The 11,757-nt window shown below is 60.5% G+C and carries 12 protein-coding genes and 1 tRNA gene; 7 read left to right on the forward strand and 6 right to left on the reverse strand.

What is annotated here, in order from left to right:
- The first annotated feature begins 206 nt into the window (after positions 1 to 206).
- The 4 genes from HY696_10450 to HY696_10465 all read left to right on the forward strand — a co-directional run bounded on the left by HY696_10450 (position 207) and on the right by HY696_10465 (position 4,676).
- Positions 207 to 2,480, forward strand: a complete 2,274-nt coding sequence (locus HY696_10450; protein MBI4238814.1) for a hypothetical protein — start codon at positions 207 to 209, stop codon at positions 2,478 to 2,480.
- Between the two features lie 122 nt (positions 2,481 to 2,602).
- A complete protein-coding gene (locus HY696_10455) occupies positions 2,603 to 2,803 on the forward strand; it encodes a twin-arginine translocase TatA/TatE family subunit (protein ID MBI4238815.1) in 201 nt (66 codons plus the stop codon).
- A complete protein-coding gene (tatC, locus tag HY696_10460; GenBank protein ID MBI4238816.1) occupies positions 2,778 to 3,572 on the forward strand; it encodes a twin-arginine translocase subunit TatC in 795 nt (264 codons plus the stop codon). The genes HY696_10455 and tatC overlap by 26 nt, the downstream gene beginning before the upstream one ends.
- Before the next feature lie 129 nt (positions 3,573 to 3,701).
- Complete coding sequence (locus HY696_10465; protein ID MBI4238817.1) at positions 3,702 to 4,676, forward strand: adenosine kinase; 975 nt, start codon at positions 3,702 to 3,704, stop codon at positions 4,674 to 4,676.
- A gap of 5 nt (positions 4,677 to 4,681) precedes the next feature.
- Here HY696_10465 and HY696_10470 read toward each other — a convergent pair whose 3' ends face one another.
- The gene (locus HY696_10470; protein MBI4238818.1) at positions 4,682 to 5,581 is read right to left on the reverse strand and encodes a hypothetical protein; all 900 of its coding nucleotides are present in this window, start codon (positions 5,579 to 5,581) and stop codon (positions 4,682 to 4,684) included.
- A 114-nt stretch (positions 5,582 to 5,695) separates the two neighbouring features.
- Here HY696_10470 and def point away from each other — a divergent pair, with 114 nt between their 5' ends.
- From def to rpe, 3 genes are read left to right on the forward strand one after another with little or no spacing between them, the layout of a single operon-like run.
- Positions 5,696 to 6,238, forward strand: coding sequence for a peptide deformylase (gene def / locus HY696_10475; GenBank protein ID MBI4238819.1), 543 nt, complete (start codon positions 5,696 to 5,698; stop codon positions 6,236 to 6,238).
- 1 nt (position 6,239) lies between these two features.
- The gene (locus tag HY696_10480) at positions 6,240 to 7,175 is read left to right on the forward strand and encodes a methionyl-tRNA formyltransferase (protein MBI4238820.1); all 936 of its coding nucleotides are present in this window, start codon (positions 6,240 to 6,242) and stop codon (positions 7,173 to 7,175) included.
- A complete protein-coding gene (rpe, locus tag HY696_10485; protein ID MBI4238821.1) occupies positions 7,172 to 7,816 on the forward strand; it encodes a ribulose-phosphate 3-epimerase in 645 nt (214 codons plus the stop codon). The genes HY696_10480 and rpe overlap by 4 nt, the downstream gene beginning before the upstream one ends.
- Here rpe and HY696_10490 read toward each other — a convergent pair.
- The 5 genes from HY696_10490 to HY696_10510 all read right to left on the reverse strand — a co-directional run bounded on the left by HY696_10490 (position 7,813) and on the right by HY696_10510 (position 11,646).
- Positions 7,813 to 9,291: a cysteine--tRNA ligase gene (locus HY696_10490; GenBank protein ID MBI4238822.1), complete on the reverse strand. Its 1,479-nt coding sequence runs from the start codon at positions 9,289 to 9,291 to the stop codon at positions 7,813 to 7,815. The genes rpe and HY696_10490 overlap by 4 nt on opposite strands.
- A 76-nt stretch (positions 9,292 to 9,367) precedes the next feature.
- The gene (locus HY696_10495) at positions 9,368 to 9,850 is read right to left on the reverse strand and encodes a 2-C-methyl-D-erythritol 2,4-cyclodiphosphate synthase (GenBank protein MBI4238823.1); all 483 of its coding nucleotides are present in this window, start codon (positions 9,848 to 9,850) and stop codon (positions 9,368 to 9,370) included.
- On the reverse strand, positions 9,841 to 10,542 hold the full coding sequence (gene ispD, locus HY696_10500) for a 2-C-methyl-D-erythritol 4-phosphate cytidylyltransferase (GenBank protein ID MBI4238824.1): 702 nt from the start codon (positions 10,540 to 10,542) through the stop codon (positions 9,841 to 9,843). Before ispD ends, HY696_10495 begins: the two co-directional genes overlap by 10 nt.
- A 9-nt stretch (positions 10,543 to 10,551) precedes the next feature.
- Positions 10,552 to 11,049, reverse strand: coding sequence for a CarD family transcriptional regulator (locus tag HY696_10505; protein MBI4238825.1), 498 nt, complete (start codon positions 11,047 to 11,049; stop codon positions 10,552 to 10,554).
- A gap of 524 nt (positions 11,050 to 11,573) precedes the next feature.
- A tRNA-Phe gene (locus HY696_10510) sits at positions 11,574 to 11,646 on the reverse strand.
- Positions 11,647 to 11,757: the final 111 nt, after the last annotated feature.

An 11,757-nucleotide genomic window follows, 5' to 3' on the forward strand; every position in this document is an offset into this window, starting at 1 on the left:
GGTCCCGCGCCGCTACCGAGCTCGCTGCTTCGGAGGCTGGTGCTCTATCCAGCTGAGCTACGGGCGCGAAAAGCTGAGCTGCTTCTAGTCGGCTGGGCGGAGATGTCAACTGGACTCCATAATGCGGTAACGAATACCCAGCGACCGGCAGATGGGGCATGATGGCTGTCGAAAATCACGATCTATCCGACAAAAAACCTGCCTGGATGATTTTCACCGCTTATCGGCACTGCTATTCTGAAGACCTCGATTGTCAGCAACTGAACGTCCGCAAGGGGGAGGCTGCTATGCTAGGGCAAGAACGTCTGCCGGTGTCCGTATGGTTGGTTGCGATCACGACTATGGGCCTGATGCTGAGTCTGGGGTGCGGCGGAGGCGGGGGCGGCGACGACGATGGGAACACGGGCGACACCAGCGGAAGCAGTAGCAGCGGCGGCAGCGGCACGAGTAATGGAACGACCGTCACCCTCTCCGGCGCCGTCAACGTCACGACCGCCGACGCGGCCCGCGCAGGACTTTCGCTTCCGCCCACTGCCAGCGTGAACCTCGGAGGAAAACATGCCACGAAAGGGTTGAAATCCGTCGGGGATGCGGCGCTGGCAAATGGTACCGTTGCCCTTTACAAGATTGAGGCCGATGGGACCGAAACCGCCGTCGATATCGGAACCGTAACGACCGATGCCTCCGGCAATTATTCCATTCCCAACATCCCGATCGCCTCCACCGGTTCCGGTAGCGTCGACGACTTCTACTATGAAGTCCGCGTCAGCGCGGGGTCACTCACCATCGTGGCGCCGACAGCGCCGACCAAGGACACGACCGTCAACGTATCACCGGAAACGCATCTGGCGGCTGCCATGCTCACCGATGTGGAGTCCGTTGCCGGCAGTGTGTTGCCGCGCGAAGAGATCATCGAAAACGTGCGGAATGTCACGGTGGATGAAATCGCGAACGAACTGGCAGAAAGCTTTGATCTCCCTTCGTTAGTTGACAACGAGGCGAACGTGACGATTGCCGCCACGGCGATCGGTTCCGATAACCGCGACGCCGAAAAGGCCCTGCGCACCTTCGAAGCGGAAAAAGAGGCCCTCGTTCTGCAATCCGGGGACGCGACGACGGCCGATGCCGCCGCCTATCTCGAACGGGTCAGCCGCGAGGGATGTGACTTCAACGAAAATTTCAATCTCCCATCCTCCGCACGTGGCCTCCTCGCCGCAGCCTTTGTGGAAGGCACCACCGTAACGACGACGCAGGTCGTCGCGGCCTATAACAACAACAACGGTAGTGACCCCGACGTCACGGCGGCCAATGCCGTGTCCGATTTTGATTCCTTACTCACGACCATCGATACGGCGATGACGGGCTCGACCGATCTCGACACTGATGACCAACTGGGGCTCTACGTCAAACGCGACCTTTCGGCCGCCGCATTTGATGAAACAACGGCCCTTCAAATCGATCAAGCCACGGCCTTGACCCAAGGTCTCTTTCCCCAAGATTGCCAACCGGGTGGCTTTGACATGATCGGCTTCGCCTCCGATCTGACAGGGTCGAGTCAGTTTTCCGCGCCAACAATCGTCGATCGCCAAATCTTCCACGACATGGGCTTCAATTGCGGCGGCGGCAGCATCGGCCACTTGCGCGCCACGGTCCAGGTGTATGCGGCCGGGGGCGCGACCGTTAACGGGGTCTCGATCACTAAGAATGGCACAATCAAAGCACTGACGATGGCGAACCAGAATGGCGCCTTCAGCCGTTGGCAAAGCAGCTCGAGTGAGAACGATCCCGACTTCTACTGCATGGACCTTCCGAGTGACATTACGTACACCATCACAGTGGACCTCGACGGCGCAGACGACCTCACGGAGACAGTGACGGCGCAACATCGCGAAGTGCCGGAGGCCGGCTTGAGTTTCGTAAATGACGATGGGACGCTGACACCGCTCGCCAACGACCAATCCATCTTTCCGACAGCGGCAAAACGGCCGATTTTCAAATGGGTCCCTGCGCCGGGGACGCCCGAGGCGTCGGTCATTGCCGACGCCCCGGCAGGGAGTCAATTCAAGTTCACGTTTGAGCTTTCGCACGTTCTCAGCAATGCGTGGCTCGACGCGAACGTCCCGGAAAACCAGGACGCGGATCCGAACAACGACGTCAACGAAGGTCCGCTCACTCATGCATCGTGTCCGATGGGCGGCAGCGGACAGAAGCTGATGGATCGGAACTATTTCATTGCGGATAGCGACTGTGACATTGATGGGTGTTTAGCTGCGCTGCAGGCGTCGCCAACGCTTGCGCTCGCCACGGCCAACGGTGAGGTCTCCATCAACACCAGCACGATCACCCGCGACGCGATTCACTGTCGAACCAATATCCAAACCTTCCTGGTCGACACCCATGATCGGATGCTTGGCCAAGCTGCGGGGAATTTCCGCTCCTATTGTTACGACGCCAACGGCGACGGCGATTGCGGCGATTAGCCGTTGCCGACACAGAGACGGAAGCGGCACACGACGGGTCCTTTACACGGCGCACCGCATAGAGTAGGTCATCCCACTGATGCGTGAGCGGTCGTCTGGCACGCCGTCAGGAAGGATATACTATGGGACGGTTTAATTGGACGGAGATCTTGCTGTTGTTGGCCGTGGCGTTGCTGCTCTTTGGGGCGAAACGGCTCCCGGAGATCGCAAAGTCGTTCGGCAGGAGCATTCAGGAATTCAAGAAGGGCTTCAGCGCCGCGCCGGACGAGAAAGACGACAAGAAACCGGATGCCCCGAATGGCAAACATCCCGACCCCCACTGACCCGGCGGTACCGCTCTCCGCGCACCTGAACATCCTCCGTCGCTTGCTGCTCCGCTGCCTGATCGTCGTGACGCTTGCCACTACGGCCGCGTTCGGACTCGCCCCGTACTTATTCCACTGGCTGCTGCGACCGGCCGCCGGATTACACGCGACCACGGCGGGCGCGCCTTCGGTCACGCTGCAGACGCTGGCCCCCGGCGAAACGTTTCGGATGAGCGTGCAGATCGCACTGATGGCCGGATTGATCGTCGTGTTGCCATATCTCTTCGCCGAGGCATGGCACTTCCTCCGTCCCGGCCTGCGGGCGCGAGAACGGCGATGGTTCGGCATCATTGTGGGGAGCGGGACGCTGCTGTTTTTCCTCGGCGCCGGATTTGCGTACGCCGTCGTCACCCCGCTCGTGCTCCGCTTTTTCTGGCAGTATAGTGTCCATCTCGGCATCACGCCGTCGTGGACCGTGGCCCACTATATCGAATTCGTCTTGAGCAACATGGGGGCCTTCGGCCTCGCATTCGAACTCCCGCTAGTCGTCGCCATGCTCGCCGCGTTCGGGATCGTCAGCGCGGCGACGCTTGTACGGACCCGACGCTACGCGATTTTCCTGATCTGCGTACTGTCCGCGTTTCTCACCCCACCGGACGCCGTCAGCATGGCGTTGATGGCCATCCCGCTGCTGTTACTTTACGAGGGATCGATCCTGCTGGCACGGTGCGTGGCGGCCAAGCCGGATGCAGCGGAAGACTTGCCAACCCCCGGGCAGCAGAAGTAGTGCGGCGTAGGTATGAGTAGGAAACGGAAAAGGAGTAAGCGCGCCGGAGCGCCAGTGGAGGCGTGGAGTGCGGTAGCGACGACCGCAATGCGACCGAGCAGGGAGCGTTGCGCACCAAAGGAGAGATGTATGCACTACGATGTCTATGGGATTGGCAACGCACTGGTCGACATTCAGGCGAACGTCAGTGACGACTTATTGCAACAAATTACACGGGACGTCCCGTCCACGACACACGATCGGCTCGCGAAAGGGACGATGCATTTAGTCGACACGACGACGCAAGGGCACATCCTGCGCCTCTTGGAAGAGATCGGCACGCATACCGTGTCCGGTGGCAGCGCGGCGAATACGATGATCGGCGTCGCCCATTTGGGCGGTCGCGCGGCCTATGCCGGCAAGGTCGGGGACGACGTCTATGGCGCGTTCTATGCCGAAGACCTCCACAAAGCGAGCGTCGCGTACCGCGTCCCGTTCGGACATGCTGAGACAGGAACCTGCATCGTCCTCGTCACGCCGGATGCGCAACGGACCTTTTTTACGCATCTCGGCATCAGCACTGCGCTGACGCCGAACGACATCGACGAAGCGGCCATCAAGGCCTCACAGTGGGTCTATATCGAAGGGTATCTGTGGGATGCCCCGGGTCCGAAGGCCGCGTCACTCAAGGCTATGGAGCTAGCCTGTCATTACGGCGTAAAAGTCGCGTATTCATTTTCCGATCCATTTTGTGTGCGGCGCGCGCGCAGCGACTTTCGCGACTTCACGGAGCGATTCGTCGACTTGGTCTTTTGTAATGAAGAAGAGGCGCTCGCCTTTACCGATGCCGGCAATGTCGAAGACGCGATCGGCACGATCACGGCGCTCGACACCGCGGTCGCGATCACGAGGGGCGAACGCGGTTCGCTGTTCGCAATGAACGGCACCCGCCACATCGTCCCGCCCGTGCATGTGGACGCAATCGACTCGACCGGCGCCGGCGACCTGTACGCGGCGGGCGTACTCCACGGCTTGTGTAGCGGCAAGACCCCGGCAGAGGCTGGGGAGCTTGGTTCCGCATTGGCCGCGCGGATCCTCACCGTGCGCGGGGCACGGCTACCGTAAAGCCGTTACTGCAAGGCAACCTGAGCTCCCGCCCCATCGGCCATCGCGACGGGGAGTCCGTAGTGATATGCCACACCTCCCAGACAATGCGCCAAATCGGATTCCACTAACATTGCATCCGCTGTCCCAAGGCGCGCGCCGTCCAACCGAAAAAGAACGCGGGTGGACGCGGTGTAGGCGATGGTTGTCCCGCGGAGACGCGGCTCGATTTCGTGGATGAGTTGGATATCGCTTATCGGTCCATCCGGATGCTCAATATTCAAAGCCGGTCCTAGCACAATCAAGCGATCCCCTTCGCCGGACGCACCACAGAGCGTGAGCACACGGTGCCCCGCGATAGTCTGCGCTGCATCCAATTGGCCCGCGCTCAGCATCAACGGCGCGCGCCCGCCGATTGTATAACCTTCCCGCCGAAAGATCGTGCGGAATTCGGTCCATTGCCTCTGTAACTCGGTAAACTCCGGCCCCGTCACCGTCACGGTCGGGACCGACGCCGCCCACGCCGGAGTCAACTGCACTGGTTTCTCCGCCGGTCCCGGCTGTTCGCATTCCCAGGCCAATCGACCCGGCAGCACGCTGAAACCCGCAATCAGAAGACCAGCGCCCACGACAGTTACAGCCGATCCCAATCCAAGTGCCAGCCCCCCCGCAGCCAGCATTGCACCAACGCCGGCAATCGGAATGCTGTGTTTCGTCAAGCCCTCCAACCCGGCCACAATCCCGCGCCCGACCGGGCGAAATAGCCGAAGGAATTCACTCGATCCACGCGCCGCGCGCCCCGCGCCACCCGACGGCACTTGACCAGCCGCTCCGATTCCAGCGCGCCGGCCAACCCCGCCCGCCGGCGCTGCTGCGGCCGCATGGCCACCTCCAGCCGACGCGGCCACTCTCTTTACACTGCGCATAGGCATCTCCTTTACCTCTCGTTATCCGTCGCTCTTAGTGTGCCACCGCGTGCGGCGCAAGCGCGAATCGCAGCCGCCCGTTGCGCCATAGCGCGCCCCATGCTAGCGGGCCGCATGGCCATTTTGCCGATCACCATCTACCCAGCGCCGATCCTCCAGCAATGCGCTGAACCAATCGGGACCGTCACAGCAGCCATTCAACAACTATTAGATGATATGGCCGAGACCATGTACGCCGCGCCTGGCGTCGGCCTGGCAGGGCCGCAAGTGAATCAGCCTTGGCGCGTCATCGTGGTCGATGTCGGCGAACCCGTGACTTTGACGCCGGACGATCCGGACCACCCCATCGAACGCTCACCCCGACTCTACCAACTCATCAACCCAAGCATCACCCACCGCAGCGGCACCATTCAATGGGAAGAAGGCTGCCTCAGTCTGCCGGACTTTCGGATCGAGATGCAGCGCGCTGCCCAGATCGTCGTTGAAGCGCTGGATCGCAACGGATCCCCGATCATGATCGACGCACAAGGACTCCTCGCCGTCGCGTTGCAACACGAAATCGACCATCTCGACGGCAAATTACTCATCGACCACGTCAGCCGCCTCAAACGGCGCATGTACGCCGAGAAACTCGAAAAACAACGGCGGGAGGACTAACGTGCGCATCCTCTTCTTCGGCAGCGCCGCGTTCGCAATCCCTACGCTCCGCCAGCTGCACGATTCGGCGCACGAAATCGTGGCCGTTGTGACTCAGCCCGATCAACCCGCCGGACGCGGCCGCGCGCTGACGCCGTGCCCCGTGGCCGCCGAGGCACAGACGTTGCGACTGCCATTGTTGCAGCCCGCGACGCTTCACGATCCCGCACTACTCACGACATTCCAGTCGCTGCAGCCGGAACTGATCGTCGTCGTCGCATACGGCAAATTTCTCCCCACGTCTGTTTGCACGTTGCCTTCTCATCGCGCGATCAACTTGCATCCGTCACTGTTGCCGAAATATCGCGGCGCCGCACCGATCCAGTGGGCACTGCTAAACGGCGATCATTCCACCGGGATCACCACGTTGTACGTCAGCAACACCATGGACGCCGGCGACGTGTTGCTGCAACAGACCGCGCCGATCCACACCACCGACACCGCCGCGACACTGCACGACCGCCTCGCCACACTCGGCGCCGCGTTGATCCTCACCACCGTGGACGGACTCGCCAACGCCACGCTTCGCGCGCAACCGCAAGACGAGCAAAGCGTCGTGCTCGCGCCGAAGCTGACGAAAGCAGACAGCCGTATCGATTGGCGACTTCCAGCAGCAGCGATCATTAATCGGATTCGCGGCCTCACGCCGTGGCCTGGGACTCACACCACACTGCGCGGCCGCGCGCTCAAGATCCACTGGGCGGAAATCCCTGTCGATCGCTCTGTTCCGGCCGACGCGCAACCCGGCACGGTCGTCGCCGTCACGCGGAGCCTCCAAGTCGCCACCGGCGACGGACGCCTATGTCTCACCGATCTCCAACTCGAAGGCGGCAAACGACTGCGCAGCGAAGAGTTGCTGCGCGGCTATCCCGTGGCCGTCGGGGAGCGACTGCAATGATCCAAATCGCCCCGTCCATTCTGGCCTGCGACTTCGCCCGACTTGGAGAAGAAGTCCGCGCTGTCGAAGCCGCCGGCGCCGACGTGATTCACGTCGACGTGATGGACGGCCATTTCGTTCCGAACATTTCCATCGGCTTGCCCGTAGTCCAATCGCTCCGCCCCATCACGCAGCTGCCGCTCGATTGCCATCTCATGATCAGCGACCCAGGCCGGTACCTCGCCGCATTTGCGCAAGCCGGCGCGAACTGGATCTCCGTGCATGCCGAGGCCTGCGACCTTGGCACCACCCTTTCCGCCATTCGCCAACTCGGCTGCCGCGCCGGGGCCGTGATCAACCCGGAGACGCCGATCGACGCGCTGTTACCGCATCTCGCGACGGCAGATTATCTGTTGGTGATGTCCGTGAATCCAGGATTTGCGGGCCAAGTATTCCTGCCTCACTGCCTCGACAAAGTCCGCCAATTGCGCGCGCACCTCCAGCAACAATCGCGCGCCATCCCGATCCAGATCGACGGCGGCATTACACTCGCCAACGTATCCGACGCGGTCACGGCCGGCGCCGAAATTATTGTCGCAGGGAACACGATCTTCAAGAGTGCGGATTATCGAACCACGATCCAACAATTACGCATCGTTTAGTCGGGCGCTTTGACCCACCAATCCGTCCCGCCACCCGGCCGGTCTTTCAGTTCCACGCCCAACGCCGCCAATTGTTGACGGATCGCATCAGCCCGCGCAAAATCTTTCGTGCCGCGCGCCGTCGTACGTTCGGCAATTAACCGCTCAACTTCCGTCAAATCGACTTGCCGCGCCGCCACGGCCCGTTGTTGTAATCGTGCTTCATACACTTCCGGCGCACTCCCAAACACTCCAGTGAACGCGTGCAACACCGCACGCACTGCACTCCATTGCCCCTGCACCCACGGATGGATCCCGCCCGTGGCCGTGGCCTGATCGAGATAGCGATTCAACTCGCGGACCGCGTCGAAGACCACACCGAACAATCGCGGCGTATTCAGATCGTCATCGAGGGATCGCTCCACACGACTCGGCAACGCCTGCAACACGGCTACAATCGTTTGCTCGGCATCGTTGGCTGGAACCGGCGAGGTTTCCACTACGCCCGCCCCACCCCCAAGTCGCGCCGTCGCGGCATAAAATCGTTCCAACGCTTGCGCGGCGTCGGCAATGGCCTGCACCGTGAAGTCGAGCGACGATCGGTATTGCGCGGAGAGCAGGAAATAACGCAACGTCTCGACATCGTACTGCTGCAACGCTTCGCTCGTTTTAAAAATATTTCCGAGTGACTTGCTCATTTTCTGTCGATCGATATCGACCATCCCATTGTGCAACCAATAGCGCGCCACCGCACATCCGCGCGCCCCTTCCGATTGCGCGATCTCGTTTTCGTGGTGTGGAAAAATCAGATCCTGTCCCCCACCGTGGATATCGAACGGTTGCCCCAAGAACTCCACCGACATGGCCGAGCACTCGATATGCCACCCCGGTCGCCCCGGTCCCCACGGACTCGGCCACGCCGGCTCTCCGGGTTTCGCGCCCTTCCACAACGCAAAATCGAGCGGATCGCGCTTCGCTTCGTTGGGATCGACCCGCGCCCCGACCTCGAGTTCCTCGATCCGCTTGCCCGACAACTGCCCATATCCAGGAAAGCAACGCACCGCATAGAAGACGTCTCCACCAACGACATACGCTAAGCCTTTGGCGATCAAGGCTTCGATGGTCACGATCATTTGCGGAATATAGGCGCTGGCAAACGGCTCGTGGTCCGGCGCCGCATTCCCCAACGCCTGCATATCGCGCCGATACTCGGCAATATATCGCTCCGCAATCACGTGCCACGGCACGCCCTCGGCATTGGCGCGATTGATGATCTTGTCATCGACGTCGGTAAAATTGCGGACGAATGTCACCGCGTGGCCGTGTTGCCGCAGATAGCGCACTAGGACATCGAAGACTGTAGCGGACCGCGCATGGCCGATATGTGTCGAGTCCCAGACCGTCACCCCGCAGACATACAATCCGACTTTATTGGGATGGAGCGGCTGAAACGGCGCCTTTTTACGAGTCAGCGTATTATAGAGTGTCAGTGTCATAAATCATTGGGTGACTGGTGACTCGTGGCTGGTGACTGGGCAATGGAACGCACATGGTCCGTTCCCCAGTCACCAGTCACGAGTCACTAGTCACCCTTAACAACGCCACCGCCATCGCAGCGATTCCCTCGCGACGACCGACAGCGCCCAATCCTTCGTGTGTCGTGGCCTTAATGCCAATTGCCGTCCCAACCACGCCCAACGCGTCTGCCATCTTGGCCCGTATCGCGTCGACATGCGGCCCAATTTTCGGCGCTTCGGCCAAGACGGTCACATCGACATTGCCGATCTGAAATCCTTGCTGTGCCACCAGGTCCCGCACTTGGCGCAGCAGTAACAGACTGGAGGCTCCTTCCCACTGAGGATCCGTGTTGGGGAAATAATGACCAATGTCGCGCAATCCGGCTGCGCCGAGCAACGCATCCATCACCGCGTGCAACAAGACGTCGGCGTCGGAGTGGCCTTCCAATCCACGATCGTGGGGGATTTCGACCCCGCCGAGCCACAACGCGCGCCCGACGGCAAACCGATGAACATCATAGCCTAAACCTACGCGCATCCGGATTCCTCCTGCGAGAGCACCGCTTCCGCCATCAGCAGATCGGCCGGCGTCGTGATCTTCAGATTCGAGACATCTCCGCGCACCACCGCAACGGGCTCACCAATCGCTTCGACCATAGCGGCCTCATCGGTCACGGTCAACGCCGCGCGCTGCGCATGTTCCACGGCGCGACGCAACACACCGAGTGAAAACGCTTGCGGCGTTTGCGCCAACCACACAGTCTCACGCGGAACCGTTCGCTCAATAAGGCCCTCGGCGTTGACAGCCTTCACCGTGTCCTGCGCCGGCATGCCGACGATACAACCACCCCGCACGGCCGCTATACGCACGCATTCGTCGATCAGCGCAGGTCGAATCAGCGGCCGAGCCACATCGTGCACCGCGATGATCGTTCGCTCATCGAGAGGCGCTAAGACCGCGAGGCCGGCCGCCATAGAATCCTGACGCCGTGCCCCCCCACCCACCACATGCCGCAATTTCTGGTGTGTCTGCTGATACCGCTCACGCGTCCCGGCGACCAGTTCGGGAGCCACCACCAACACGATCTGGTCGATGCTGTTGGCCTGTTCAAAACGTCGAAGGGCGTGCTCCAAAATGGCACGCCCTCCGAGTAAGATATATTGTTTTGGTACGGCACTGCCGAATCGCGTTCCACTCCCTGCCGCTAGTAACACCGCCGTCGCTCGCATAGCTGCGCTTTAAGCGGTCTCGAAGATCTCGTCAATCTCCTCGGCAACGCCTTTTTCGTCTTTCTTGCGCGCAATCGCGAGTTCTTTGATCAACAACGTGCGCGCGGTATCGAGCATCCGCCGCTCACCGAATGACAGTTCTTTCTCGTAGCGCAACAAGGAGAGATCCCGCAACACTTCGGCGATTTCATACACCGAGCCGGTCTTAATCTTGTCCATATACTCGCGATATCGCCGATTCCATGTCTGGTTGTCGATCGCGATATCCCGCTCCCGCAGGATTTCATAGACGGCATCCACTTGATCGGGCCCAATCACTTCACGCAGCCCGACGGACTTGACGTTCGTGGTCGGCACCATAATGGTCATGCCGGTATCCATCACCTTCAGGATATAGAACTTCTGCTTGTGCCCGGAGATTTCACGCGCCTCAATGGATTGCACTCGGGTAACTCCGTGTGCGGGATATACGGCAATGTCGCCAACATCGAACTCCGGCTGGTGCATCCGTCCGACCATGACCCCTCCTTCGCTCTCCCCGTTGCCCAAAAATTCACCACTCGCGCTCAAACCGCCACACCGCTATTCAATCAGCAATTTTGGATACTTATAAGCTGCTGTCCCCAGGATTGGCGCTAGCTTGTAGCACAATTTCCCGAGGCGGTCAAAAAAAAGTGCACACTGGGACGATAGTGATTCATCCATCACCTTCCAGCTCGATGCATATCGATTGAGGAACGAAATGATTTTTCCGGTCGTGCCCTGCAGCGAAGCCAATGAATACGCTTGCACGATAACTGTGGGCAGGGACGGAATTAGCGAGCTCGGTGCCGTCGGTCGGCTACGCCGACCGACGGGTCGATCAACCGCACAGCCGGTTTGCCTGCGTCCACAGGACGCAGTTTGCCCGGCTGCGCCCGACCGACGCGAGGATTTTCTCATCCATGAGGACTGAAAATCCTCGTGTCGGCGAACCAGTTCATCTCTGCCCACAAAAAAGGGATATCCCCGCGGGGGATATCCCTTTTTTGTGGGCAGGGACGTAATTGAACCGCCGACACGAGGATTTTCAGTCCTCTGCTCTACCGACTGAGCTTCCTGCCCGCACAACGGCGCACTCATTCGCGTTTGTCGGGAGAAAATGCTAGCCCTTCGAGGGGAGCTTGGATAGAGCGCAGTTTCCGGTCGATCGGGGGTCATGAGCCCTCCGCCTAC

The organism is Deltaproteobacteria bacterium (genome assembly GCA_016210045.1).
Lineage (GTDB): Bacteria > UBA10199 > UBA10199.